A 26,869-nucleotide genomic window follows, 5' to 3' on the forward strand; every position below is an offset into this window, starting at 1 on the left:
GATGAAATCAGATATGTGCCAGATGTGCCGCCTACTAAAAAACGCGTCGTCGAAAGACTAATCTCTAAGCACAGAATTTCTTTTTAAGTGCTTGGAAAAAGCTTAAGCACTTAAAAAGAAATTTAACCTTCTAGCTTAAATTTATCCTTTTTTGGTGCTTGGCAAATTTTAAAAAAGGATAATAAATGAAAAAACTACTTCTTACCTCTTTAGTTGCCCTAGGGCTTAGCGTTAGCGCAAATGCTGCTGACAAGTCAAAAACAATAATCGTCGGTGCTACACCTATCCCACATGCTGAAATTTTAGAGGTTGTAAAGCCTATTTTGGCAAAAGATGGCTACACACTTGAGATTAAAGAATTTAACGACTACACCACGCCAAACCTTGCGACAGAGGACGGCGACCTTGACGCAAATTTCTTTCAGCACATCCCATATCTTGAAGAATTTAACAAAAACAAAGGCACTCACCTTGTAAAAACAGTTGGCGTGCACCTAGAGCCAATGGGCGTTTATTCTAAAAAGATTAAAGATATCAAAGAGCTAAAAGATGGCGCAGTTGTCTCTATCCCAAATGACCCAACAAACGAGAGCCGCGCACTTGACATCGTAGCTAGCGCTGGACTTATCAAGCTAAATGACAACCCGCTAAAAACTCCGCTTGATATAGTTGATAATCCTAAAAAGCTTAAATTTGAAGAGATCGAGGCTGCTCAAGTGCCAAGAACGCTTGATGACGTTACTATCGCAGTTATCAACACAAACTACGCGCTAAATGCTAATCTCAATCCAACAAAAGACGCGCTTGTGATCGAGAGCAAAGATAGCCCATACGTAAATTACGTAGTTGTAAAAGCTGGCAACGAGAACAGCCCTAAAACTAAAGCACTTGATAAAGCGATCAACTCACCAGAAGTTAAGAAATTTATCGAGACAAAATATAACGGCGCTATCATCCCAGCGTTTTAATTAAATTTATAAAAAGCGACGTAAAAGCTTTTACCTTTTTAGCGTCGCTTTACCAAAACAAAAAAGGAAAAACAATGAAATTTATCAAACTTTTAACCGCATCTTTAGTTGCTCTAAGCCTTCACGCAGCCGATAAAGACCACACTATCACTGTTGGCGTCTCGCCTGTGCCACACGCTGAAATTTTAGAATTTGTAAAACCAAAGCTAAAAGATAAGGGCTATGACCTTGTTATCTCTGAAATTTCAGACTATTCGATACCAAATGTCGCCACAGAAGATGGTAGCTTAGACGCAAATTTCTTTCAACATTTGCCATATCTTGAGGAGCAAAACAAGGCTAGAGGCCTGCACCTTGTAAGCGTTGCGAGCGTGCATGTTGAGCCACTTGGCTTTTACTCTAAAAAGATAAAAAATATAAAAGATCTAAAAGATGGCGCAAAAGTGGCTATCGCTTACGATCCGTCAAATGGCAACAGAGCGCTTAGAATTTTAGAAAAAGCTGGTCTTATAGAGATCGATAAAAACGTAAAAGTTGCAACTGTAAATGACATAACTAAAAATCCTAAGAATTTGCAGTTTGTCGAGCTTGAGGGCGCTCAGATCCCAAGAACGCTTGATGATGTCGATATCGCTGCTATTAGTACAAATTTCGTCCTTGATCTTGGCATGAGCGTGGCAAAAGACGCACTTTTACTTGAAGACGCCAACAGCCCTTACGCTAACATCATCGTCACAAGAGCTGGCAACGAAAACAGTCCTAAGATCAAAGCTTTAGTTGATGCGGTTCTTAGCCCTGATACTAAAAATTTCATCATCACTCGCTACAAAGGCGAGGTCATACCTGCATTTTAAAAACGGGGCGAGCTTTCGCCCTACTTCCTTATAAATTTTTGCTATCCCATTTAATTTAAATTTTATCACTCCATGTTAGTTACTATTAGTAAATAAAGCTTTGCTACAATGGCTCGCTTTATTAAATTTTCGGAGTAAAAATGCTACATGACATTATTGATTTTATCGTCTCGAGCGTGAGTAGTTGGGGATATGCTGGGATATTTGTGATGATGTTTCTGGAGAGCTCATTTTTCCCATTTCCAAGCGAAGTGGCGATGATACCAGCTGGATATCTAGCTCATAAAGGCGAGATGAGCTTGGCGCTTGCTTTTATCTCAGGCACGCTTGGTAGCTTGCTTGGAGCCATTTTTAACTACTATCTTTGCTACTTTTTTGGACGTGAGATCATCTTGAAATACGGCAAATTTGTAGGCATCACCCACGAAAAGATGGATAAATTTGAAGCATTTTTTAATAAACACGGCGAAATTTCGACCTTCAACTCACGCCTTATCCCAGGAATTCGTCAGTATATCAGCTTGCCAGCTGGGCTTGCTAAGATGAATATTTTTAGATTTTGCCTTTTTACCACGCTTGGCGCTGGGATTTGGTGTGCGGTTTTGCTTGGAGTCGGCTACTTTCTAGGCTCAAATCCAGACAAACAGATACTTCTAACTATCACGATCGCTCTTTTAACTGTGGTTGCGGTAATAAGCGCGGTCTATATAATGAAGCAAAGAAAAGGATAAATACATATAAAAATACATAAAATTTAGTGTATTTTGCTAAATTTGGCTCAAATTTTTAGCTAAATTTAGCCTAGCTGATCGCTCTCATTTTTTCTAGGCGAGCTAAATTTCTTGAAATTTTCTCTAGCTCACTTTGCTCGCACACCTCGTCACCTGAGTAGAAAAATTTTACATTTGGAGTTAATTTTATATTTGAAATTTGAAGCCCAAGCTCGCTTATGAGGCGCTTTACCGTCCCTTCGTTGCCGTCTATTATGCTTATATTTGCTGGCAAAATTTCTCTTAAGCTATCTTTAAAATAGTTAAAATGCGTGCAGCCAAGCACCAAAAAGTCAAATTTACTTAGATCAAATTTACCTAGCTCATCTTTTAGATATGACTTCACGTTTTCACTCTCAAACTCAGCCTTTTCAGCGAAATTTACAAGGCGAGGCAGAGCTAGCAGCTCAGTTTTATCTTTTGCGTTTAAATTTGTGATCAGCTCTTTTAGTTTTGCGCCATTTACGGTGACTGGAGTGGCTATGACAAGCGTTTTTAAGGCGTCATCGTGGCTTAGATCGTGAGCTTTTTTTACAGCAGGCTCCATGCCGATGATGGGCACGCTTAAATTTGCTCTAAGCTCTTTTATCGCCACGCTTGTAGCTGTGTTACAAGCTATCACGACAGCTTCTGCGCCATTTTTAACAAGAAATTTCACCGCATCAAAGCTAAATTTTAAAATTTCTTCCCTGCTCTTTTGTCCGTATGGGACATTTTTCACGTCTGCGTAATATAAAAATTCATGCTCGCTAAGCTTACTTAAAGCTTCATTTAAGACGCTAAGTCCGCCAAGCCCCGAGTCAAATATACCTATCTTCATACCCATCCTTAAAGCCTGCAATTATAGCAAATAATATCTTTGTAAGCCGTTTTTTATTATACTTTGGCTCATTTTAAAGTTGGAGCTAAATTTGGCAGTTGATAAGGTTATTTTCTATCTTTGCGCGACTTTGATCGCCATAAGTATCATTTTTTCACTATCTTTGCCAGTTTTTACAGTTTTGTTTTTCAACTACGACGAATTTCACTTTTTCATCCGCCAGTTTGCAGTCGGCTGTATAGGAATTTTTCTCATGTGGTGGCTCTCTAGGCTAAATCCCGACAAAGCGCTTAACTGGATAGGGTTTAGCCTTTTTGGCTTTTGCATCATCGCTATGATACTTATGCATGCCCTGCCAGCTTCTATGGTGACTGATGCTGGCGGTGCAAGACGCTGGATCAGACTGCCGGGCTTTTCGCTTGCGCCTGTTGAGTTTTTCAAAGTTGGTTTTGTCTTTTTTTTGGCATGGAGTTTTACTAGAAAATTTAGCGATGGCAAGAGAACTTTGATGGATGAGATCAAGATACTTTTTCCATATTTAATTCTTTTTTGTGTAGCCATTGTTTTGATCGCTATTTTACAAAATGATCTTGGACAGGTTGTGGTTTTGGCGCTTACTTTTGTGACGATGGCTCTTTTTGCAGGGGCTAGCGTTAGGCTCTTTGGCATAGGCATTGTTGGCGCTGCCTTTGTTATGACAGTGGCGATAGTTAGCTCTGAGCACAGAATTTTACGTATAAAGTCATGGTGGGGCACGATACAAAACATGGTTCTCTCTTTCTTGCCAGATAGCGTGGCAAACGTGCTTAGAGTGGCAGATGCACCAGAGCCTTATCAAATTTCTCACTCACTAAATGCGATCAAACACGGCGAGTTTTTTGGCGAGGGGCTTGGAGCTGGGATATTTAAGCTTGGCTTTTTAAGCGAGGTGCATACAGACTTCGTGCTAGCTGGCATAGCTGAAGAGGTCGGCGTTTTTGGCATTTTATGCATCACAGCGATCTTTATCACACTACTTTATAGGATATTTAGAATTTCAGCTAGGAGCGAAAACAAGGTCTATCACCTATTCTCGCTTGGTATCGGTCTTATCTTGTCGTTTTCGTTTTTGATGAATAGCTACGGCATCACATCGATCACTCCGATAAAAGGTATAGCTGTGCCATTTCTTAGCTACGGCGGCAGCTCAGTGCTTGCTATATGCATCGGCATCGGCATGGTCTTGATGGTTAGTAAAAAGGCGAAACTATGATAGTTATTTGTGGTGGTGGCACTGGAGGGCATTTGGCGATCGCTAGAAGCTTTTGTGAGGAGCTAAATAGACGAGGCATAAAGCCAATTTTCATCGGCTCAACTAGCGGTCAGGATAAATTTTGGTTTGAAAATGATGATAAATTTGCAAAGAAATTTTTCTTACCAAGCAGTGGTGTCGTAAATAAAAGAGGCCTAGCCAAGCTAAAATCACTAACAAACATCATAAGCCTAGCTCTAAAATGCAGGCAAATTTTTAAAGAAAATGGCGTTAAAGCAGTCATTAGCGTGGGAGGCTACTCAGCAGCGCCAGCAGCCATAGCGGCTATCATCTCAAAAACACCGCTTTTCATCCACGAGCAAAATGCCGTAACTGGCAAGCTAAATAAAATTTTAAAGCCATACGCAAAGGGCTTTTTTAGCTCTTATGATGAGCTCTCGCCCTGCCCTTACCCAGTGGCAAATAAATTTTTTGAAAGCCAAAGAGTTAGAGACGAGCTAAAAACGATACTATTTTTAGGTGGCTCACAAGGCGCAAAAGCTATAAATGAGCTAGCTATAAATTTGGCCCCATATCTTAAAGAAAAAGGGATAAAAATCATTCATCAATGCGGCAAAAACGCCATTAATGAGCTTAAAAAGAGATATGATGAGCTTGGCTTTAGCGAGGCAAATTTAGAAATTTTTGACTTTAGCAAAGAGATAGAAAAGAAGATGAGCGAGGCTGATCTTGCCATATCAAGAGCTGGAGCTAGCTCGCTTTGGGAGCTTTGTGCAAACGCCCTGCCATCTATCTTTGTGCCGTTTCCTTATGCCGCTGGCAATCACCAGTTTTATAACGCTAAATTTCTAAAAGATAAAGGCATAGCTGAAATTTGCCTGCAAAATGGCGAAAATTTAGACAAAGATGAAGTCATAAAAATGATCGAGAACTTTGATCTAAACAAAAGTAGCAAAGCCCTAAAAGATATCCTTTTGCCAAATGGAGCAAAAGAGATAGTGGATAAAATTTTAAGCTAGATCCTCGCCTATGGCGTAGGCTTTTAGCTCTCGTAGCTCGTAAATGAGGTAGTGATAGATAAGCTCATTTGTCTTTAGGCTCTTGCCTGAAAGCACTGGTCTTATCATCTCGATGATTCTATCTGTGATGCCTGCGATCTCAACCAAAAGTAGCTCGTCGCCCCTTTGTTTAGCCACTCTTATGCAGTTGTAAAAAAATGTATAGATAGTTTTAAAATTTTCCAAAACGACGTTTGAGACGATTTGAGAGTCGAGATGTAAAATTTTATTCATCCTATTTTGCAGCTCCATTAGCTCTGCAAGTAGCCCTCTTATCATCGCTGTGTCGCCACTTCTTGAGAAGATACTCTTTTTCTTTTTTTTATTTTGTATCTGATACTCGGCAACTAAAATTTGCATGATGTTTGAGATGTTTGTCAGACTCTCTTGTAAATTTTGATTAGTCTTTAGGCTCACACCAGCCTTTTCTATCTTGTAGTATAGGCTTTTGTTTGTCTGCTCGAGGTAAGAGCTAATGTTTTCGTAGTAATCTTCAGTATTAAAGACATTTTTAAAAAAACTGCCCTCGTCTGTTGTGCTATAAAGTCTTTTTTTTATCTCTTCGACATTTTTATTAAAAGTAAGCGCATCGATCTTTGTTTCAGGCTCGACAACGCCGTTGTTTTCGATAACTTCCAAGTTTTTCTTAAGCGTATTTATCAGCTTATCAATCTCATTAAAATCCATTTTGCCTCTTTGAAATTTTTGGCTATTTTACTATAAAAAGCTGAAGTTTTCGCTTGCAATCCTTAAAGAGATAAATTTATGCTTCTTTTAATAAAATACCTCAAAAAAGGAGCAAAAATGAATGGTGAAGTTTTTAATGCTTGCATTATCGTAGCCTCCATAAAGCAAGCTCTAAAGTCAAATTTAGAGCTAGACTACAAAGGCGAAAAATATATAAAAAGCCTAGTTTTTGACTATATTTTGGAGGATGAGCAAGAAAAAAGAGAGCAAACTAGCATAAATGAGTGGTTTAAGCACGCCAAAAAGCTTGGGCTAAGCGACGTGAGATTTGCTACAAATTTAGTAGTCTCTTCAGAGGAGCGCTCGCTGCAAGGCTTTTCAAATGTAAGTCACAAGTCAATTCTTTGCATTTATAAAGATAAGATGAGCTACTTCGTGCCGCACTGGAGCTTTGAAGAAGATAAAAAGGGCTGGGACATAGTCTATAAAGAATTTAGCCTAGATAGCGTGCCAGAAATTCAAAAATTTAGTGACAACACTTTGGAGTTTAAAGATATCCTAACAAGGATCTCTAAATTTGCAGATGAGATAGAGTGTGAGAATTTTGGCGACTGCTTCAGAAATGGGCTAAAAGCGCTAAACGAGCCAGAAAATATAGAGCAAAATGTCCTAAACGCGCCACTTATGCCAAAGCTAAATTTAGCTCTTTTTAATGCGGCAAGTGCAGCTGATGTCTTTGGTGGTATGGGCTCATGGAACGACGACGCAGCAGGCTGGGCGAAGCGTAAAAAGCGTGACAAAGAGTACGATGAGCTTAGTGCAGAGCTTTTTACGCAGATGCATAAAGCCACTCTTTTTGCCATAAATGAGTGGTAGCTAGCCGTTTATCTGATAGATCTTTTTTCGCTGGCTTGAGCTGCCGATGTTTAGGATTTTGCGGTATTTGGTTATAGTTCGGCGAACGATTTGGATGTTAAATTTAGCTTGGATGAGCTCTTGGATTTTTAGATCAGAAAGTGGCTTTTTGTGGTCTTCATTTTTGATAAGCTCTAGTAAAAATTCCTTTATCGCGGCGTTTGAAGTCTCCTCGTCAAAGCCAGTTGCGAAGAAATTTTTAAGTGCGACCGTGCCTCTTGGAGAGCTTAGATATTTGTTCGCGATCGCTCTTGAGATGGTTGAAGGGTTGCGTCCAAGCTCGTCAGCTAGGTCTTTTAGCTTCATAGGCTTTATGTCGCCACCCAAAAAGTAGTCATACTGATACTCAACTATCATGAGCCCTATCTTATAAAGTGTCGCCTTTCTCATCTCAAGGGCGTCTATGAGCTCGCTTGCCTCTTTTATGCGCGAGCTTACAAAGGCCTCTTTCTCGTCTAGTCCCTCGGTGTCGATAGAAATTTCAGGATAATAATCGTCATTTATCTGCACGCTTATGCCACTACTTGTGCTTAGTACGAAGATGTCAGGCACCGCCTCTTTTTCATCTTCAAGATATTCAATAGCTGGGGGATTTTTAAATTTCTTTATGATCTTTAGCGCGTCGTCGTAAAATTTAAGCTTTCTAAGCTTTTCTATATTTTCAAAATTTAAGATGATCTTTTTGGCGCACTCTATGATCTCATCACTCGCCTCTGCCTCGCTTAGCTGAAACAAAAAGCTCTCTTTAACATCCTTTGCGCCAACGCCACAGGGCTCAAGGTAGGCAAATCTCGCTCTAACTCGCTCCACCTCATTCTCATTAAAACCCGCAAAAATTTCATCATCATAAGAAAAATATCCCTCATCATCCAAACACTCGATGATCTTATATGCGATATCTTGGGACTTTTGCGTGGGGAAAAGTGGTGGATTTATCTGGCTAACGAGCTTTTCATAGAGGCTTTCTTTATGTATGCTTAAAGCCTCGATACTCTCGCTAACCGAGTTTTTGCTAACCTGCTCGAAAAAATTTCGCTTTTTTTCGCTTTTTTCTAAATTTTTATGTTCGATCGTAGCAAATGGATTATCTTTTATAAAAGGCTCAAGCGTCTCTTTTAGCTCATCAAGCCCGCTTTGAAGGATAGGAAGCCAGCTTCTTAGCGTTTGGTTTAGTTTGATCTTTGGCGCTAAAGTTTGCTTTTGCCTTAGCATCATCTACTCAAGCAGCTTAAATTCTTCGCCAAGATAGTGCGTTCTAACAAGCTTGTTGTTTGCCACTTCGCTCGCACTGCCGCTTGCTAGCAGCGAGCCATCTTTGATGACGTAGGCTCTGTCGCAAATGGCTAGTGTCTCACGGACGTTGTGGTCAGTTATCAAAACGCCGATGCCTAGCTTTTTAAGGTCTCTAACGATACTTTGGATGTCGCTAACTGCGATAGGATCGACGCCTGCAAATGGCTCATCAAGCAGCAAAAATTTTGGCTTTATGATGAGGCTTCTTGCGATCTCACAGCGTCTGCGCTCGCCGCCACTTAGGCTAACGCCCTTTCTTAGGCGGATAGGCTCGATATTTAGCATATTTAACATCTCATTTACTCTTTTAGAGATCTCTTCTTTGCTTTGATTTAAAATTTCAGCCCCAAGGAGTAAATTTTCTTCTACACTTAGCTCTTTAAATATGCTTGATTCTTGCGGCAAATAGCCAATGCCAAGGTGCGCTCTTTTGTGAAGCGGGACATTTGTGATCTTTTCATCATTTAAAAAGACATCTCCGCTAGTTGGCGAGATCAGCCCGCAGATCATATAAAAAGTGGTCGTCTTTCCAGCGCCATTTGGCCCAAGAAGTCCCACGACTTCGCCGCTATTTACCTCTAAAGATATACCTTTTATGATCTCACTTTTTTTAATCGTCTTTTTTAGATCTTTTACTTCTAGTTTATGCACTTATAACCTCGTATTTTCTGCCATTTTTGCTAGGAGAAATTTTTACTAATGTATAGCTCTCGCCGTTTTTCTTTAGAGCTTTTTCTAAATTTTCATCGCCCCACTCTACTAGATGAAGCCCCTCTTCAAATAAATTTTCAAAAAGGCCGTTTTTTGCCATCCCGTCAAATCCGATCTGGTAAATGTCGTAGTGGTAGATATCTTTACCATAAATTTGCATCAAAGAAAATGTCGGCGACGTCACGCTCTCGTCTATGCCATGAGCCTTGATGATCGCCTTTACAAGCGTCGTTTTGCCACTTGCTAGATCGCCGCTTAGTAGCACCACGCCACTTTTTGGCAGCACCTGCACAAGCTCATCAAGCTCATTTTCTAAAAGCTCAAAAACCATCAAAACTCTTTTACATATTCGCTTTGAGCGCTTTTTGGTATGCTTTTTGTAGTCGGGATCGCTAGCACCTCGTATCTCGCCTCACGCGTAAGAAATTTGATAGTGATAACGTCGCCGATCTTTACATCTTTTGCCGCTTTTGCCTGCACGCCGTTGATGCTCACAACGCCGCTTTTGCACATATCTTCGCTAACGGCACGCCTTTTGGTGATATTTACTACGTTTAAAAATTTATCTACTCTCATGTGGCGGATTTTAACAAAAATAGCCTTAAATTTTTAATCCTTTAGATATTTTAAAAGCTCTTTTAAATTTAGAGGTATGACGCTGCCATGGGTTTCATTTTTAAAAAACTCAAAGTGAGAATTTACGCCGCTTTGCTTTAAAATCCCAGCTAGATCGCTCGCCTTTAAAATGCCAGCTTTGTCTGTTTTGCCCTTTCTCTTTTCAAGCTCGCCAACGCTAAGAAAGACAAATTTAGCCTTTATTTTCTCTTTAAATTTACCCTCACTCACGTTTTGCTTTAAAATTTCAGACTCACCCCACCAAAGAGATGGCGAAGCGATAAAGAAATTTGAAAAGATACCCTCATTTTTTAGCAAGGCATAGAGCGTAAAAAGCCCGCCAAAAGAGTGTCCATAAAGGCTCTTTTGGCTATTTTGCACGTTAAATTTCTCATCAATTAGCGGCACTAAATTTCTAGTTAAAAAGTGGTAAAACGCGTCAGCGCCACCACCTTTGCTAAACTCCTCGCCCTTCGCCTTTGGCGTGAGATCTCTTGTGCGTTTTTCTACCTCGTAGCTTTTGTTTGTGTCATATCCTATGCCTATTATTAGTGGGGCAGCCTTGCCATCAAATTCATTTAAAAGCATGTTAAACTGGGCGTTTGCATCAAGTAAGAAAAGCACATTTTTAAACTCATTTTGCCCCTTTAGCTTGGCTGTGAAAATTTTATAAATTTCATCATTTGCGCTCATTTTAAAGGTTGAAATTTCAAATTTACTAGCAGCTTTTTGGCTAAGTGGCTCAGGCGTTTGGCTAGGTCCTGCATGCAAAGTCTGCGTCACGCCAAGCGTAAAAAGCAAAAATTTAAAGGCTTTTACCATTTTGCAGCGACCTTAAACCAAAATCTCCTGCCCTCTTGCGGATACCAGTAATAGTTGCCGTCGTCTGCTAACGCCTCATCGTATCTTACTTTATCAAAGATGTTGTAAGCATTTAGGCTAAGAGTTAAGTGCTTGTTCGCGTCCCAGCTGATGCCTGTATCGAAGGTTAGTAGGTCTTTTGTGTTCTCTCTTACTCTGTTGCCAGCACCAAAATTTACGCTTGTTAGCTTGCTCTCATAGTTTGCGCCAAAAAATGTCTTAACGCTTTTTATAGGCTTATATGTAAGCGTGGCGTGAAGTGTGTGCTCTGGCGTTGCTGTTAGGCTTTTACCATCAAGTCTAGCTAGGTTTGTCTCGCTAAATTTCATAGGGCCTCTTGGCGTGTTTATCGTTGGGTTGCCAGTTTTTATCTTTGACTTATTATAGGTGTAGTTTGAGCTTAAATTTAGATTTGAAAGGATGTCATAGTCGCCACTAAGCTCCACGCCCCAAACGGTCGCGCCCTCAATGTTAAAGTAAGTTCCCCAACCAGGGCAACCCACACTTGGGATTTTAGCGCTTGACGGGCAAGGACCAAAGGCTGGAATTTTATTTACATTACTGCCGTCGGTGTCTAGGATCTTATCTTTAAATTCATTTCTAAAAAGCGTCACCGAGCCTCTAAAATCAGCCTGATTGTCATAATATGCCCCAACCTCATAAGTCGTGCTCTTTTCTGGCTTTAGGTCTTTATTACCAAAATCAACTATCCTCCAGCCGCCTTGGATAGTGCCTACTTCTGGAGAAATTTGATTGACATCAGGGGTTTTATAGCCAGTTGCTACGCCGCCTTTTAGGCTTAGTGTATCTGTGGCGTTATAGACTAGGTAGGCTCTTGGCGAGAGGTGGTTGCCAAAGAATTCATTGTGCGTGAGCCTTGAGCCAAGCGTTAAAAATAGCTTCTCATCTAAGATTTGCCACTCATCCTCGATAAATCCCGCATGCTCGCTCATCGAGTAGGTCTTTGGATCTTTTAAGCCGTTTCTTGAGGCGTTTGAGACGATGAAGGTCGTGCCGACATTTTGCTTGCTAAAGTCATAGCCAAAAGTTAGAGTGTGTGCGCCAAAAAAGGTTGTAAATTTAGAGTTGAAGTTGTGATTTTTAGCTTTTGCAGGTATGAGGCTGTCAAAAAGGCTCGTTCTTTGCGTCTGATCATAAATGTAGCTGATATCGGCATTTAGGCTATCAAATTCACCAAGGTAGCCTACTCCGTAGCTCTTTTTCTCGTAGTCATAGGCGTTTAAAACCTTATTTGTCTTTATAGTGGCTGTTTTGCCAACGGTGCGCGAGTAGTCGTGTTTTTCACTTGAGCTAAGGATGAAAAATTTATTGTGCTCATCTGGAGTGATCCAAAGTTTTGCACTCAAATTTCTCTTATCGCTCTTTTGATAACCACCTTTGTAATTATCCTCATCTCTTAGCTTTTTGTATCCCCAAAGCTGAAGCGCAAAAAGCTCTTTATAAAGAGGTAAATTTAGATAAAAGTCGCCCTGCCTGCCGTCTCCTATGCCTTTATGCGCGTTTATCGTGGTTGAGATGCCGACGTTACCGCTAAATTTTGAAAAGTCTTTTTTAGTAATGATATTTATAACGCCTCCAACCGCGTCGCTACCATAAAGCGAGCTCATAGGACCACGGATAACCTCTATACGCTCGATCGCCTCGGCTGGCGGGATGAAATTTGAGTTCATATCCCCTGCTCCGCCCTTTGGATTTGCGCTGCTTGAATTTACTCTTTTGCCGTCTATCAAAACTAGCGTTTGAGAGCTTTCCATGCCGCGTATCGAGATACCACTAGCTGGACCATCCTCGCCGCCAACGACATTTACGCCTGGCGCTTTTTGCGCGATAGAGTGAAGCGAGGTAAAGCTATCTTTTGTTAGCTCCTCGCCCTTTATCACGCTTATGCTTGCAGGGGCTTCTTTTATCTGTTGCGAAAAGCCGCTCGCACTTACTACAACGCCATCTAGATTGGTTTCGTTATTCTCTTTCTCTACTGCATAGAGAGAATTTGCCACACAAGCACTAAGGCAAATGGCGATAAATTTTGATCTATTCACGGATATCCTTTTGTTAAATTTAATTTTTGATAATGAAAGCGAAACGCAAATTTAACAAAGTAAGCATAAAAACAATATTAATTATCATAATTTTAAATGATAAATTTCCATGAAAATAGCTATGGAGTTTTTAAAATAATGCTTACATTAGAAATTAGATTAATTTATTAAAGATTAATCAATTTAGGCTAAAATACGACCATTTCAACAAAAGGACAGCTATGAAAAAAGATGTAAAAAAAGTTGTTTTAGCATACTCAGGCGGACTTGACACAAGTATCATTTTAAAGTGGCTTCAAGACGAATACAAATGCGAAGTAGTCACATTTACAGCTGATATCGGACAAGGCGAAGAGCTAGAGCCTGCACGCAAAAAAGCCCTAGCGCTTGGCGTAAAACCTGAAAATATTTTTATTGAAGATTTAAGAGAAGAATTTGTACGTGATTATGTATTTCCAATGTTTAGAGCAAATGCAGTCTATGAGGGCGAATATCTGCTTGGCACATCGATCGCGCGCCCACTTATAGCAAAACGCCAAAGCGAGATCGCAAGACTTGTTGGCGCTGATGGTGTGAGCCACGGAGCAACAGGAAAAGGCAACGACCAAGTTCGCTTTGAGCTTGGCTACTACGCACTTGGCGATAATCTAACTATCATCGCCCCATGGCGCGAATGGGATCTAAACAGCCGTGAAAAACTCTTAGCATACGCTGAAAAAAACGGCATAGATATCACCAAAAAACCAGGCAAGAGCCCATACTCAATGGACGCAAATTTACTTCACATAAGCTACGAAGGCCTAGTACTTGAAGACCCGAGCCACGCACCAGAAGATGATATGTGGAGATGGACAGTAAGCCCAAAAGATGCTCCAGATAAGAGCGAGATCATCGAGATTGGCTACGAAAAAGGCGATCCAGTGAGCATAAATGGCAAAAAAATGAGCCCAGCTGAAATTTTAACTGAGCTAAACCGCCTTGGCGCAAAACACGGCATCGGCAGACTTGACATCGTAGAAAACCGCTCAGTTGGTATGAAGAGCCGCGGCTGCTACGAAACCCCAGGCGGCACGATAATGCTAAAAGCACACCGTGCGATAGAGAGCATCACGCTTGACCGCGGTGCAGCTCATTTAAAAGATGAGATCATGCCAAAATACGCCGAGCTAGTTTACAACGGCTACTGGTGGTCACCTGAGCGAAATATGCTCCAAGCGCTCATAGACAAGAGCCAAGAGCACGTAAATGGCTCTGTAAAAGTTGAGCTTTATAAAGGCAACGTCACTATCCTTGGTAGAGGCAGCAAAGATGATAATCTCTTTAGCGAGGCATACTGCACATTTGAAGAAGATAGCGTTTATGATCAAAAAGATGCAGCTGGATTTATCAAGCTAAATGCGCTTCGCTTTATAATCGCACGCAAAAATGGGCGAAAATTTGACTAAAAATAAAATTTAAAAGGATAAAAATGAAAGTATTATTAATAAAAGATGTAAAAGGACTTGGAAAAGCTGGCGAGATAAAAGAGGTAAAAGATGGCTACGGCAACAACTTCTTAATCGGCAAAGGCTTTGCAAAAGCAGCCACTCCAGATGTCCTTCGCCAATACGAGGCAGCTCAAAAAAGAAAGGCTGAAGAGCTAAAATATGAGATCGCAAATTTAGAAAAACTAAAAGAAGAGCTTGCAAAAGTGACAGTCGTCGTCAAGAAAACTCTTGGTGCAAATGGCTCGCTTTTTGGCTCAGTTTCAAAAGAGGAGATCGCAGCAGAGCTTGAAAAGACACATCATTTGGTAGTCGAGAAAAAGGCTATCGACCTGGACACTCACCTAAAAGCAGTTGGCCTTTATGATGTCTCTATAAAGCTTGGCCACTCGATAAATGCGACCTTAAAGGTTGATGTACAAGGAGAGTAGATGTTTCATGCGACAACCATCTTAGCCTACAAAGGCAAAAATAAAGCGGTAATCGGCGGTGATGGACAGGTGAGTTTTGGCAACACCGTCTTAAAAGGCAATGCCGTAAAAATCCGCAAAATTCACAACGGCAAAGTCCTAGCTGGCTTTGCTGGCAGCACTGCTGACGCGTTTAATCTCTTTGATATGTTTGAGAAAAATTTAGAGCATACAAAGGGCGACTTGCTAAAGGCGGTGATAGAATTTAGCAAAGAGTGGCGCAAAGACAAGTATCTAAGAAAGCTTGAGGCGATGATGCTTGTGCTTGATAGGGATAAAATTTTCTTACTTAGTGGCACTGGTGATGTAGTAGAACCAGAAGATGGCAAGATAGCAGCCATCGGAAGCGGCGGCAACTACGCCCTTTCAGCGGCCCGTGCCTTAGATAAATTTGCCGATATCGATGAAGAGGAGCTAGTCAAAGAGAGCCTTAAGATCGCTGGCGAAATTTGCATCTATACAAATACAAACATCAAAACTTATGTTTTAGAATAAGAGAGAAAATGAACTTAACACCAAGAGAAATTGTTAAATTTTTAGATGACTATGTGATCGGTCAAAAGGATGCCAAAAAGATCATAGCTATCGCACTTCGCAACCGCTATCGCCGCATGAAGCTTGAAAAGAGCTTGCAAGATGACATCATGCCAAAAAATATCTTGATGATTGGCTCAACTGGCGTTGGTAAAACTGAGATCGCAAGGCGTCTTTCAAAGATGATGGGGCTGCCTTTTATCAAGGTCGAGGCTAGCAAATATACCGAGGTTGGCTTTGTTGGTCGTGACGTTGAGAGCATGGTAAGAGACCTTGCTATGGCATCATATAATCTAGTAAAAAACGAGCAAAGCGAGAAAAATCAAGACAAGATAAATGCCTACATCGAAGAAAAGATCGTCTCAAAGCTACTTCCACCACTTCCAAAAGGTGCTAGCGAAGAGAAGCAAGCAGAGTACGCTAAGAGCTATGACAAGATGCTAAATAGGCTAAGAAACGGCGAGCTTGACGAGCTAAGTATCGAGATAGAGGTGCAACAAAACCCACTTGAAGCTGGCTCAAACGTGCCACCTGATATGGCGCAGATGCAAGAGAGCTTTATCAAGATAATTGGTATCGGTGGTAAAAACATCAAAAAAGAGATGAAGGTAAAAGACGCCAAAAAAGCTCTTCAAAGCGAGGCAAATGATAAAATTTTAGACCTTGAGAGCGTAAAAACAGAGGCTTTAAGAAGAGCTGAAAACGAGGGCATTATCTTTATAGACGAGATCGATAAGGTTGCCGTTGGCTCAGGTAGCTCAAACAGGCAAGACCCAAGCAAAGAAGGCGTGCAAAGAGACTTGTTACCGATAGTTGAGGGCTCAAATGTAAATACCAAATTTGGAAATTTAAAGACAGATCACATTTTGTTTATCGCAGCTGGCGCCTTTCACATAAGCAAACCAAGCGATCTCATCCCAGAGCTGCAAGGCCGCTTCCCGCTAAGGGTCGAGCTTGATAGCCTTGATGAAGACGCACTTTATCAAATTTTAACACAGCCAAAAAATTCGCTTTTAAAACAATATATCGCGCTTCTTTCAACTGAAAATGTCGAGCTAGAATTTGACGATGAAGCGATAAAAGAGATAGCAAGGATCGCTCACGCAGCAAATGAAAAGATGGAAGATATCGGCGCTAGACGCCTTCACACGGTGATCGAGCGCGTGATAGAAGATATCAGCTTTGAGGCTAGCGAAAAGAGCGGCGAGAAGATAAATGTGACAAAAGAGCTTGTGAAAGAGCGCCTAAAAGACGTGGTTGAGGATCAAGATCTAGCGAGGTACATACTTTGAAATCAGGCTTTGTTAGCATCATAGGACGCACAAATGCTGGCAAAAGCTCGTTTTTAAATGCTTTATTGAACGAAAAAATCGCCATTGTCTCGCACAAGCAAAATGCAACTCGCAGAAAGATAAATGGCATCGTGATGAACGGCGAAGATCAGATCATCTTTACCGACACGCCAGGACTTCACGAGAGCAACAAGGCTATAAATCAACTACTAATCAGCCAAGCTATAAAATCGATGGGAGACTGCGATCTCATCGTATTTTTAGCGCCTATCCATGATGACACAAGCGACTATGAGAAATTTCTAGCTCTAAATCCAGAAAAACCGCATATCTTAGTGCTAACAAAAGTCGATGAGAGCTCAAATGCAAAAGTGCTTGAAAAGATCACTCAGTATCAGAAATTTCAAGATAAATTTGCAGCTTTGCTTACTTTTAGCACCAAGCAGACTACATATAAAAAGCCGCTTCTTGATGAAATTTGCAAGCTTTTGCCAGAGCATGAGTACTTTTATGATCCAGAATTTCTTACGCCGACAAACGAGAAGGAAATTTTTAGAGAATTTATACTTGAAGCGATCTATGAAAATTTAAGCGACGAGATACCATATCTTAGTGATGCGATCATAAAAAGCGTAAAAGAAAAAACAGGCATAACTGAAATTTATGCGAGCATCATCACAGAGCGTGACATTCATAAAAGTATGATCATCGGGAAAAATGGTGAAACTATTAAACGAATAGGAATTTTTGCAAGAAAGTTAATACAAAATTTAACCAACACAAAGGTCTTTCTAAAGCTCGATGTAGTCGTTAAAAAAGGCTGGAGCAAAGAAGAAAAGAGCCTAAATCAGATAATCGGCTATTGATTTTTTATTAGAAAGATATTAAAATACGTTACTTAAGCGTTTAAGAAGGTTTTAAATTCATGATGAATATTAAAAAAAATAGTGAGATTTCTATAGTTGCACTAGATCCGTATGACTATAAAGGATTTAGTTATCACAACAGCAATGTAGAAGCTTTTAACTTTTCAAAAACAGTCAATAAACGCGACTTTTTCATCTCATACATAAAATTTAAAGACTTAAAAACAACAACTATTTTTATCCCTAGAAGCGTTGATAACGACACCCTTTACGAGGAGCTTTATTCAAAGGTCTATGCAGAGCTTTCGCTAGATCCTGCGCTTGATAATAAGATATTTTTCTCAGAAGGCTCCACAAAAGCTCAAGAGAGAATTTTTACTGTTTTTGCTATCACAAATGAAGATATAAATTCAACCTTTAAAGCGGTTGCAAAAAAAGTCCCATATATCGACTACCTTGCGCCTGAGCCTTTGATCTACTCTGCTATTTATAAAAAAGGCTTGCTTCCTAGCACTCAAGCAGACTGCTTTATCGCGCTTAGAAAAGATGAATCATTTTTAAGTATATATTTAGATGGTGATTTTTTTACAGCTAGAGAAATTCGCTATAACTTAAACTACCTTAAAGATAAATTCTTAGAGCAAAGTGGCGATCGCTTGAGTGATGAAAAATTTATAAAAGTTTTGTCTCAAAGAGGACTTGTAAATAAAGATGATGATGGCTTTAACTATGATCTAAACACAGTTTTTGAAGATTATATTTTTTATTTTAACGATATATTAAATATTATAAATAGCCAAAATGGCATATCTATAAAGAAAATTTACATAGATTGTGACTATGAGATCAAAAATTTTGCAAATTTCATCTCAACTAAACTTGGTTTGGATGCCGAGTATATAAACATAAAAGTTGCAATAAATAATAAAAACTATACTATCAACGAGCGTTATAACGTTATGGCTTTATATGGTAGATTTTATACCAAAGAGCCATTTTATGAGAACTTTAACCTCTCAAATATGCTTCGCCCAGATCCATTTGTTAAAAGAAAAAGTGGCAAATTTTTGCTCACTTGCGCTGCGGCATTTGCGCTAAGTATGTTATATCCAGCTTACAACTATATAGCTGGTCTTGTTTTAGAAAAAGACAGCGCAAGACTAAATGACGAATATAGCGTCCTAAACGCACAAGAGATGCAGATAAAAGAGACGCTAGCTAAAATTTCAAGAGAACAAGAGGCGGTAAAAGAACAGACTCAAAAAGAGAATGAAAAGCTAAATTTCAGAAAAGGTTTGCTTGCTGAGATCGAAAATAAAAAAGATAATTACGCCATGAAGGGTTTAAATCTTTTTAAAATTACCGATATTTTAAATCTAAATGCAGTTCATATCACAAACATCGTAAATAACGATAGAAATTTGACTATAACTGCGGTTAGCGATAATGAAAAAAGGATAACACAGTTGATCAAAGATATCAGCAAAGATGAAAAATACTTGGTAAATACTAAAAAAATTCGCTCAGATGACGCTAAACACGAGTATGAAAGTAATATAAGCATAGAGATTAGACAATGAGACAAGATATTTTAAGTAAAATAGATCAATACTTTGATAGCAAAAAGCCAAACGAAACAAACCTCATTTTTCTTGGCTCAGCGCTTATTATAGCTTACCTTGTCTATATGCTATGCTTTGATCCTGCGCAAAATTTCTTTGATGAAAAGCTTGATAAACATACGAGAATTTCTACAAAGCTAGAAAACACTAGAAACTATCTAGCCTCAGTGAGCTCTCCTGATGGCGATAGAAATTTTAAGATAAATGAAGAAAATAGAAATTTAAGCAATCTAAAACTTCGCTACACGAATATTTTGAAATTTAATACCTATTTTGATTCAAAGCTTAAAGAGCTTTCTTTTTTGCTTTTTGACAATCAAAACTGGGCAAACTATATAGATAGTATTGTGCTTTTGGCAAAGCAAAATAATATAAAAATTTTAGAGCTTAAAAGCGATATAAAAGAGCCAAATTTCCAAAAGATAGAGCAGATTTTAAATATAGATGTCACTTGTCTTGGAAATTTTAAAGATATGCTTAGCTATATAAACGGACTTGAAGAGTCAAAACTCGTAGTAGATCTTCACAAAATGGATATAAATTCCACTCAAAAAGATCTAGGTGCTAAGCTCTCTATCTCAGTGTGGGGTATGAAGTATTGATGAAAAAATTTGGTTTATTTTTAATTTTATCTCTTGGTCTATTTGGCAGTGAGTTTGAAGGCGAGATGAAAAACTATGATGAAGTTTTTGTTAAGATAAAAGAGCAAAGAAAAGGGCTTAATGGCAGTGAAATTTCTAGTTTGCAAGATCCTTTTAAGCTAAATTTGCCAGTTGCTCCAAAAGGTGATCAAAACACTACAAAATACTCTTCTGCAAGGGGGTTTATGCTAAAGGCCATTTTGCTAAATAAAGCAAATATAAATGGCAAGTGGTATAAAGTGGGAGATATGATTGATGATTACAATATCACAAGTGTTTATGGCAGCAAGGTTATCATCGTAAAAGATGATGAAAAACAAGAACTAACTCTTAAAAATGGAAGTAAAAATGTTGGTATCAAAATTAAGTAAATTTATTATAACTGTGGCGTTGGCTTCATTTTTAGCTACCCCTATGATGGCAAAACCAAGCACATGCTTGAGTAAAAATTTTAGTATGAAGATCACAGACGATATAAGCCTTGGAGACGTTTTAAATCAGCTCTCTGAAATGTGTGATTTTAGTATCGTTGCAAAAGATGCTTATAGTAAAAAAGAGCTTGACGATAAAGTCTTTGGCGTAAATATAAGAAACATGAGCCTAAGCGAGGTCTTTGATCTGCTTTTAAATGAGAAAAATTTAAGCTATGAGTTTTCAAATAATGTCTTAAAAATCTCATCGCTTCAAACAAAAATTTTTAAAATAGACTATATCACCTCTATCCGTGAAGGCACAGCTATCACAAAAGCTTCGGTTGATGCCTCTCCATCAGAGGTTGGCAATAGCTCAAGCAGTGATACTAGCTCAAACGACATAAAAAATGAAAACAACTTGATAAGAACAACTGAGAAATTTGACTTCTGGGAGAAGCTTGATGCTGAGCTAAAAGCTATTTTAAATAATAGCAGCGAGCATATCACCGCACCAGATCCTATCATAAACCAAAATGCTGGACTTATCACGGTTACAGCGACCCCGTCACAGCTAAAACGCGTTGAAAAATATATAGCTGAGATGCAAAGAAGACTTAAAAAGCAAGTCATCATCGATGTTTCTATCATCGCAGTTGATCTAAATAATGAGTATAAGCAAGGTGTTGATTGGAGTAAATTTGAGCTTGGATTTAACTCATATATAGGCAACCAAGGCTCTAGCACCGGCTCAAGTGCAAGCTGGACAAACAAGGGCAACAGCTTAAGCGATGGCTTTGGACGCACACTAAATATCGCTGCAAATTTAAACTTTAGCCTTGATGGCATGATAAATTTCCTTGAAACAAATGGCAAAACAAAGGTCGTTTCAAGCCCAAAAGTAACCACTCTAAACAACCAGCAAGCACTAATCTCTGTGGGTGATAATATAAACTACCGTGTAATGGAAGAGACAGATAATGGTAGCAACAATAACAATAACAACAGGCTTACAACAACTTATAAGCAATACTCTGTATTTATAGGTATCTTGTTAAATTTACTTCCAGAAGTTTCAGATAACAACAAGATCATGCTTCGCATCAACCCAAGCTTAAGCAGCTTTAAGTATGCAGAAGATGACATAAGATCACAAAATACAGCCATTAGAGAGATCGCCCCTGATACAGTTCAGAAAAAGCTCTCAACCGTCGTTCAGGTAAATAGTGGCGATACGATCATACTTGGCGGACTTATCGGACAGACTAAAAATAAGCAAAATACAGCCGTGCCACTTCTAGCTGACATACCTTTGATAGGAAGCGTCTTTAAAAGCACAAGAGATGGCGTAAAAACGACCGAGCTTATCTTTGTCATCACGCCAAGAGTTGTTGATCTTGAAGATCCAAAACCAGTTCAGCAGTCGCTAAAAGATCTAGGATTTTCTAAATCGATCTATGAGTAACGAAAATATTTATACACATATAAAAGATGTTTTCATAGATGAAGACGAGAGTTTAAATTTCGTAAATTTAGACAACTCTATAAGCTGCTACAACAAGATAGTTTTAGCTCTAAAAAAGCCACTAAAGCTCATCTTGTTTTATGGCAAGCCAGGTAGCGGCAAGACCTTTTTGTTAAACAAGATCGCAAATGATCTAAAAGAGGATAAAAGTCTCATCTTTTTCCCGCATCCATTTTTTAGCGAGGCGACATTTATCGAGGCACTTTGTGAGCAAATTTATGGAAAAAAGCTTGAAGATATAAACAACTTCGAGAGCTTTATAAAATTTTATTCAAAAGACTTTAGCAGTAAAGATGAAATTTTAAAAAATCAAATGACGGTTATCCTAGATGAAGCGCAGCTCTATCCGACTGAGCTTATCGAGAAGATAAGGCTTATGGCTGATACTAGGATGTTTAAATTTCTCTTTACGATACATAAAACCGAAAACGAAGATATTTTGGCAAAAGATTATTTTCAGACTAGGATCTGGGAGAGCATCGAGCTAAGTAGCGCTGATGTAAATGAGATCATCATCTACTTGCAAAGAAAGCTTAGTCAAAAAAACTATGACAAATATCTTAAATTTGAGAAAAAAGATTACGAGTGCGCCTACTCATTTTGCGGTGGAAATTTAAGAACGCTAAACAAGATCATGTATAAATTTTATGAAATTTGCGAATACTACGAGCAGTATCAGCCTTCAAAGCTTAGCGGTGATAAGGCAAATACCATGATACTCACCATGGCTGCACTTGATGCGGGGCTAATCAATGCTTGAACCACAAGAAATTCAAAGACTAGAAAAGCTCTATGAGAGCTACAAGAAAAAAAATGGTGGCTTTTTGCATAAAATTTTTAATGCCAAAAACTCGAAAATTTTAATCATCGAGCTTTTACTTGTCATCATTTTGCTGGCTGCATTGATAGCGCTAAGCATAGAGAAAACTCCAAGCCTTGCTAGTAAAAGCGATAAAATTTTAGCCAAAAATGCAACCGCAGTAAAAATGGTAGAAAAAAACGAAACAAATGCAAGCATTCTTAGCGAGCTAAAGCAAAAGAGCGAGGTTGCTAAAGCTAAATTTGAAGAGGGTAAAAAGCAAGATGAGCTAGCTGACAAGATAGCTAAAAAGCTCGAAGAGGTTGTAAAGATAAACGAAACAAACGATACTTCAAAAAATGACCCAAAAAGGCAAAGAAGTTCACAAGGTTGGCTTAAGCTAAACATCCCTGATGAAGAGCCACTTACCGAACAAAATGGTATAAATGGCATAAGCGTGCCACAAGATGAAGTGATAGATCTTGAGTCAAAACCAGCTAGAAAGCGTGTAAATATACAAGTAACGTCAGCATCAAATGAAGAGAGTGTGTTAAGGGATCAATTTTTAAAAACAAATAATCCAACTATTGCGCTCGAGCTTGCTAGATTAAATTTTAGAAATAATAATTTCAAAGAAGCTATAAAGTGGTCGCTTGCTGCGAACGATATAGATAATAGCTTAGAGGAGTCGTGGATCATCTTTGCAAAGTCAAAATATAAGCTAAAACAAAGCGATGATGCCGTCAAAGCTCTAAGGGAGTATAATAAAAACTTAAACAAAGCTTCGATAAATGAGCTTATAAATAAGATAAAAAGTGGAACATTATGAAATTTTTTGTTATTTTTTTGGTTTTTGTTTGTGAAGTTTTTGCTGTTAGCCTGACTGAGATAAGGGATGACTTTAATAGCGCAAACTATGCAAAAGTCTGCAATCAAAAGGTTGAGGACTTTTTAAAAACACAAAATAACGAAGAGCAAATTTCTATGTTTGGCATCGCTTGCATAAAGATGAACGATCTAAACAGGCTAGCAACTCCGATCGATAAGCTAGTAAAGAGCGAAAAATCAAGAGAAAATGCTGCCTATTTTGCTGACATCTTATTTAAGAAAAAGCTCTTATTTCACGCTATGATAGATGGCGTTGATATAAGCTATATCAGGCTTCCAAAGAGTGATTATATACTTTCATTTTTGTTTGATAAATTTGTAAAAAAAGAGTATGTCGAAGAGCTTGGCACATTTATTTTTGAAGAGCCAAATTCTGACACAAGATATGAGATAAGCCCAACAAATGGACAAATACCAAAGCTAGTGCTTAAAATTTTTAAAAATAACGACCTGAAATCACAAATAGAGTATAGATAATGAAAAATGTAGAAAATGTAATCTTAAAAAATATAGAACAAAACGGCAAACTAAGCACATCAGATATAGAAAAGATAAAGCAGATAAGCGAGCAAGAAGGTAAAGGTCTTGTTAAAATTTTAAGAGATGAAAATTTAATAAATGATGAAGATTTTATGGAAATTTTGTCCGATATTTACAGAAGAGGACATGTAAATATCGATGAAATTTCAAACGATCTTGAGCTTGATATAAAGGCTTTTGTTAAATTTATAAGCGAGAAATTTAAGGTTTTATACTTTGACCTTGATGATATCGACATCGACTACCGCATCAGCGAGAAGCTAAGCACCGCTCAGCTAAAAACATATAATGCGATCCCAGTAAAAGAAGATGAGATAAGCGTATATGTCGCTTTTAAAAATCCATTTGATGTTATCGCTCAAGATAAGGTGCAAAATTTATTTAATAGAAAACTACTAAAAGTTGCTATCGCTCAGCCAACTCAGATAGAAAAATATATAAGCAAGCTAGCACTTAATGAGAGCATAAAAGATGTGATAACAGAGATCAGAAGAGAGCTTTCAAGCTCGGCTAGCCAAGGTCAAAACACTGAAAACTCTGGAATTTTAAAGCTAATAGAGATCATCTTAAAAACATCTATCCAAAGCAGAGCCAGCGACATCCACATCGAGCCAACCGAGACAAACTGCATCGTAAGAAGCAGGATCGATGGCATGCTAAGCGAAACATTTATATTTGATAAAGATATCTATCCGCCGATGGTTAGCCGTATGAAGTTGCTATCAAACATGGACATCGCAGAGCGCCGCCGCCCACAAGATGGTAGATTTTCAGCTCAAATTTTAGACAAAGAGTATGATTTTCGTATTTCGACGCTACCTATCTTAAACGGTGAAAGTATAGTTTTAAGGATTTTGGATAAGTCAAAGGTCATCATCAACCTTGAAGACCTCGGCATGCACCCAGACAACTTTTCTAAATTTAAAAAGAGTATGAAAGCACCTTATGGCATCATCCTAGTCACTGGTCCAACAGGTTCAGGTAAGACTACTACACTTTATGGTGCGCTAAATGATATAAAAAGCGTAAAAACTAAGATCATAACAGTTGAAGACCCGGTTGAGTATCAGCTAAATATGATCCAACAAGTGCATGTAAATGAAAAGGCTGGACTTACCTTTGTCTCAGCGCTTCGCTCTATCTTGAGGCAAGATCCAGACGTCATAATGATAGGCGAGATCAGGGATCAAGAGACGCTTCGCATAGCGATACAAGCGGCACTTACTGGTCACCTTGTCTTTTCTACACTTCACACAAATGACGCCATTAGCGCGCTTCCTCGTATGATAGATATGGGCATCGAGCCTTATCTAGTAAGTGGCGCGCTCGTTTGCATAGAGGCTCAAAGGCTTGTTAGAAAGCTCTGCCCGCACTGCAAACAAAAGATCACTCTATCTCAAAAGGCATTTGACGAGGTTAAGAAATTTGTCCCTGAAAACTATCAGTTTTACAAAAGTGTTGGATGTCCGCAATGCTCGCAAACTGGGTATCTTGGACGTGAGATGATAAGTGAAATTTTACCTATTAGTGATCATATAGCAAGTATGGTCGCAAATGGCGCTTCTAAAGACGAGCTTAAAAGCGTAGCCTACGAAGAGGGTTTTATAGATATGTTTCATGATGGTGTCATAAGAGCGGCAAATGGCATAACTACGCTTGAAGAAGTTTATAGGGTTGCTAAGATATGAAATACTTTGAGGTTGAGTACATCCAAAACGGCAAACGCCATAAGATGAGCCTAAGAGCGAACAATAAAAGTGAGATCAAAGATAAAGCAAATGTTACTGGCATGATCGTAAAGATCAAAGAGACGCAAACTTCTAGCATAAATAACTTTGAAAATTTACAAAATGTGATCGCAAAGGCTTTTACTAATCCAAAGGTAAAAATTCCAAATTTAGTAGCCACCATAAGGCAGCTTAGCGTTATGACAAATGCTGGAATTTCTATCCATGATAGCATTAAAGAGGTTGCAAACTCCACCGAAGATAAACGCCTTAAATTTATATTTCAAACTATAGATGAGGAGCTAAATCAAGGCTCAAGCCTCACAAATAGTATAGAAAATTTTAAAGAAGAGCTTGGTGACGTGACGCTTGCGATGATAAGACTAGGGGAAAGCACTGGTAATATGGCTGACGCGCTTGCAAAGCTCGCCTCTATCTTGCAAGAGGTCTGGGACAATCAGCAAAAATTTAAAAAAGCCATCCGCTATCCAATAACAGTCATCTGCGCGATCATCATAGCCTTTGTCATCCTTATGATACTTGTTGTGCCGCAGTTTAGAGAAATTTTCGAGCAGTTAAATGCAGAGCTGCCACTGCCAACTAAAATTTTGCTAAATATCGAATACGTCATGACAAACTACGGCTTTTATATCCTTGGAGCACTTGCATTTATCGGATATTTGCTTAGAAAATACTATCTTGAGAGTGAAGAATTTCAAGATAAGGTCGATAAATACCTTTTGAAAGTCTATCTCATCGGTAAGATCATATTTTATTCGAATATGAGCAGGTTTAACCTCATCTTTACAGAGCTTGTTCGAGCTGGTTTGCCTATAGCAGATGCCCTTGATACGGCTGTGATAACGGTTTCAAACAAGGATATCAAAAAGAAGCTAAGCGGCGTTAAGATACTTGTTGGTAGGGGTGTTAGCCTAACGGAGGCTTTTAGAGATACAAATTTATATGAAAATATGCTCATACAGATGATAAGCGCTGGCGAGCAAAGCGGTAGCTTAGACGATATGACTGGAAAAGTTACTGATTATTACAGGATGAAATTTAACGATATCATTGATAACATCTCAAACTATATCGAGCCTATCTTGCTTGTTTTTATAGCAGGTATGGTGCTTTTACTAGCTCTTGGTATATTTTTGCCGATGTGGGATCTATCAAAAGCCGTTAAAAACTAAAATAATTAAAATCT

At 38.8% G+C, this 26,869-nt stretch carries 28 protein-coding genes; 20 read left to right on the forward strand and 8 right to left on the reverse strand.

From position 1 onward, the window contains the following. Positions 1-185: 185 nt before the first annotated feature. The 3 genes from FZ945_RS03485 (at position 186) to FZ945_RS03495 (ending at position 2,553) form a co-directional block, all read left to right on the forward strand. Complete coding sequence (locus tag FZ945_RS03485) at positions 186-968, forward strand: MetQ/NlpA family ABC transporter substrate-binding protein (RefSeq protein WP_148802492.1); 783 nt, start codon at positions 186-188, stop codon at positions 966-968. 74 nt (positions 969-1,042) lie between these two features. Further along, positions 1,043-1,822, forward strand: coding sequence for a MetQ/NlpA family ABC transporter substrate-binding protein (locus FZ945_RS03490; RefSeq protein WP_148802494.1), 780 nt, complete (start codon positions 1,043-1,045; stop codon positions 1,820-1,822). A 140-nt stretch (positions 1,823-1,962) separates the two neighbouring features. Beyond that, on the forward strand, positions 1,963-2,553 hold the full coding sequence (locus tag FZ945_RS03495) for a DedA family protein (protein ID WP_148802496.1): 591 nt from the start codon (positions 1,963-1,965) through the stop codon (positions 2,551-2,553). Positions 2,554-2,623: 70 nt separating this feature from the next. Here FZ945_RS03495 and murI read toward each other — a convergent pair whose 3' ends face one another. Beyond that, complete coding sequence (murI, locus tag FZ945_RS03500; RefSeq protein WP_148802498.1) at positions 2,624-3,412, reverse strand: glutamate racemase; 789 nt, start codon at positions 3,410-3,412, stop codon at positions 2,624-2,626. Between the two features lie 91 nt (positions 3,413-3,503). Between murI and FZ945_RS03505 the strand changes: the two genes are divergently transcribed. Both FZ945_RS03505 and murG read left to right on the forward strand, forming a co-directional pair. Continuing rightward, a complete protein-coding gene (locus FZ945_RS03505; protein WP_103567521.1) occupies positions 3,504-4,664 on the forward strand; it encodes a peptidoglycan glycosyltransferase FtsW in 1,161 nt (386 codons plus the stop codon). After that, positions 4,661-5,683, forward strand: a complete 1,023-nt coding sequence (gene murG, locus FZ945_RS03510) for an undecaprenyldiphospho-muramoylpentapeptide beta-N-acetylglucosaminyltransferase (RefSeq protein ID WP_148802501.1) — start codon at positions 4,661-4,663, stop codon at positions 5,681-5,683. Before FZ945_RS03505 ends, murG begins: the two co-directional genes overlap by 4 nt. Here murG and FZ945_RS03515 read toward each other — a convergent pair. Beyond that, positions 5,675-6,409: an imidazole glycerol phosphate synthase gene (locus FZ945_RS03515; protein WP_103614670.1), complete on the reverse strand. Its 735-nt coding sequence runs from the start codon at positions 6,407-6,409 to the stop codon at positions 5,675-5,677. The genes murG and FZ945_RS03515 overlap by 9 nt on opposite strands. Positions 6,410-6,526: 117 nt before the next feature. Here FZ945_RS03515 and FZ945_RS03520 point away from each other — a divergent pair, with 117 nt between their 5' ends. Continuing rightward, positions 6,527-7,285, forward strand: a complete 759-nt coding sequence (locus FZ945_RS03520; RefSeq protein ID WP_148802502.1) for a hypothetical protein — start codon at positions 6,527-6,529, stop codon at positions 7,283-7,285. On the opposite strand, the gene FZ945_RS03525 is transcribed toward FZ945_RS03520, so the two are convergent. From FZ945_RS03525 to FZ945_RS03550, 6 genes are read right to left on the reverse strand one after another with little or no spacing between them, the layout of a single operon-like run. After that, on the reverse strand, positions 7,286-8,536 hold the full coding sequence (locus FZ945_RS03525) for an RNA polymerase factor sigma-54 (protein ID WP_262367147.1): 1,251 nt from the start codon (positions 8,534-8,536) through the stop codon (positions 7,286-7,288). It lies immediately after the preceding gene. Positions 8,537-8,539: 3 nt separating this feature from the next. Then, positions 8,540-9,268 carry an LPS export ABC transporter ATP-binding protein gene (gene lptB, locus FZ945_RS03530; RefSeq protein WP_009293825.1) on the reverse strand — a complete coding sequence of 243 codons (729 nt, stop codon included), beginning with the start codon at positions 9,266-9,268 and terminating at the stop codon, positions 8,540-8,542. Next, positions 9,261-9,659, reverse strand: a complete 399-nt coding sequence (tsaE, locus tag FZ945_RS03535) for a tRNA (adenosine(37)-N6)-threonylcarbamoyltransferase complex ATPase subunit type 1 TsaE (RefSeq protein WP_148802508.1) — start codon at positions 9,657-9,659, stop codon at positions 9,261-9,263. The genes lptB and tsaE overlap by 8 nt, the downstream gene beginning before the upstream one ends. Beyond that, positions 9,659-9,904 (reverse strand): RNA-binding S4 domain-containing protein, encoded by a 246-nt coding sequence (locus tag FZ945_RS03540; protein WP_148802511.1) that lies wholly within the window; start codon positions 9,902-9,904, stop codon positions 9,659-9,661. Before FZ945_RS03540 ends, tsaE begins: the two co-directional genes overlap by 1 nt. A 33-nt stretch (positions 9,905-9,937) precedes the next feature. Beyond that, the gene (locus FZ945_RS03545; protein ID WP_148802513.1) at positions 9,938-10,765 is read right to left on the reverse strand and encodes an alpha/beta hydrolase; all 828 of its coding nucleotides are present in this window, start codon (positions 10,763-10,765) and stop codon (positions 9,938-9,940) included. Next, positions 10,759-12,864 carry a TonB-dependent receptor domain-containing protein gene (locus tag FZ945_RS03550; protein ID WP_187424156.1) on the reverse strand — a complete coding sequence of 702 codons (2,106 nt, stop codon included), beginning with the start codon at positions 12,862-12,864 and terminating at the stop codon, positions 10,759-10,761. Before FZ945_RS03550 ends, FZ945_RS03545 begins: the two co-directional genes overlap by 7 nt. A gap of 221 nt (positions 12,865-13,085) precedes the next feature. Here FZ945_RS03550 and FZ945_RS03555 point away from each other — a divergent pair, with 221 nt between their 5' ends. From FZ945_RS03555 to FZ945_RS03620, 14 genes are read left to right on the forward strand one after another with little or no spacing between them, the layout of a single operon-like run. Beyond that, entirely contained in the window at positions 13,086-14,309 is a 1,224-nt protein-coding gene (locus FZ945_RS03555) for an argininosuccinate synthase (RefSeq protein WP_148802518.1), read from the forward strand. Positions 14,310-14,332: 23 nt separating this feature from the next. Further along, complete coding sequence (gene rplI, locus FZ945_RS03560) at positions 14,333-14,779, forward strand: 50S ribosomal protein L9 (RefSeq protein WP_009293837.1); 447 nt, start codon at positions 14,333-14,335, stop codon at positions 14,777-14,779. After that, the gene (gene hslV, locus FZ945_RS03565; RefSeq protein WP_002940451.1) at positions 14,780-15,313 is read left to right on the forward strand and encodes an ATP-dependent protease subunit HslV; all 534 of its coding nucleotides are present in this window, start codon (positions 14,780-14,782) and stop codon (positions 15,311-15,313) included. It abuts the gene before it with no gap. A gap of 8 nt (positions 15,314-15,321) precedes the next feature. After that, a complete protein-coding gene (gene hslU, locus FZ945_RS03570; RefSeq protein ID WP_012001741.1) occupies positions 15,322-16,644 on the forward strand; it encodes an ATP-dependent protease ATPase subunit HslU in 1,323 nt (440 codons plus the stop codon). Further along, complete coding sequence (era, locus tag FZ945_RS03575) at positions 16,641-17,510, forward strand: GTPase Era (protein WP_148802521.1); 870 nt, start codon at positions 16,641-16,643, stop codon at positions 17,508-17,510. Before hslU ends, era begins: the two co-directional genes overlap by 4 nt. Positions 17,511-17,569: 59 nt before the next feature. Further along, a complete protein-coding gene (locus tag FZ945_RS03580) occupies positions 17,570-19,090 on the forward strand; it encodes a PilN family protein (protein WP_148802523.1) in 1,521 nt (506 codons plus the stop codon). Continuing rightward, positions 19,087-19,734: a hypothetical protein gene (locus FZ945_RS03585; protein ID WP_012001744.1), complete on the forward strand. Its 648-nt coding sequence runs from the start codon at positions 19,087-19,089 to the stop codon at positions 19,732-19,734. The genes FZ945_RS03580 and FZ945_RS03585 overlap by 4 nt, the downstream gene beginning before the upstream one ends. Beyond that, the gene (locus tag FZ945_RS03590; protein WP_103558081.1) at positions 19,734-20,144 is read left to right on the forward strand and encodes a hypothetical protein; all 411 of its coding nucleotides are present in this window, start codon (positions 19,734-19,736) and stop codon (positions 20,142-20,144) included. Before FZ945_RS03585 ends, FZ945_RS03590 begins: the two co-directional genes overlap by 1 nt. Then, positions 20,122-21,648, forward strand: a complete 1,527-nt coding sequence (gene mshL / locus FZ945_RS03595; RefSeq protein ID WP_148802526.1) for a pilus (MSHA type) biogenesis protein MshL — start codon at positions 20,122-20,124, stop codon at positions 21,646-21,648. The genes FZ945_RS03590 and mshL overlap by 23 nt, the downstream gene beginning before the upstream one ends. Further along, entirely contained in the window at positions 21,641-22,468 is an 828-nt protein-coding gene (locus tag FZ945_RS03600) for an ATP-binding protein (RefSeq protein ID WP_148802529.1), read from the forward strand. The genes mshL and FZ945_RS03600 overlap by 8 nt, the downstream gene beginning before the upstream one ends. Beyond that, positions 22,461-23,336 (forward strand): CDC27 family protein, encoded by an 876-nt coding sequence (locus FZ945_RS03605; RefSeq protein WP_148802532.1) that lies wholly within the window; start codon positions 22,461-22,463, stop codon positions 23,334-23,336. The genes FZ945_RS03600 and FZ945_RS03605 overlap by 8 nt, the downstream gene beginning before the upstream one ends. Then, a complete protein-coding gene (locus FZ945_RS03610) occupies positions 23,333-23,872 on the forward strand; it encodes a hypothetical protein (RefSeq protein ID WP_012001749.1) in 540 nt (179 codons plus the stop codon). Before FZ945_RS03605 ends, FZ945_RS03610 begins: the two co-directional genes overlap by 4 nt. Continuing rightward, the gene (locus FZ945_RS03615; RefSeq protein WP_148802535.1) at positions 23,872-25,623 is read left to right on the forward strand and encodes a GspE/PulE family protein; all 1,752 of its coding nucleotides are present in this window, start codon (positions 23,872-23,874) and stop codon (positions 25,621-25,623) included. Before FZ945_RS03610 ends, FZ945_RS03615 begins: the two co-directional genes overlap by 1 nt. Next, positions 25,620-26,855: a type II secretion system F family protein gene (locus FZ945_RS03620; RefSeq protein ID WP_012001751.1), complete on the forward strand. Its 1,236-nt coding sequence runs from the start codon at positions 25,620-25,622 to the stop codon at positions 26,853-26,855. Before FZ945_RS03615 ends, FZ945_RS03620 begins: the two co-directional genes overlap by 4 nt. Positions 26,856-26,869 lie beyond the last annotated feature (14 nt).

Origin of the sequence: Campylobacter concisus, from assembly GCF_902460535.1 — a bacterium.
GTDB lineage: Bacteria > Campylobacterota > Campylobacteria > Campylobacterales > Campylobacteraceae > Campylobacter_A > Campylobacter_A concisus_AS.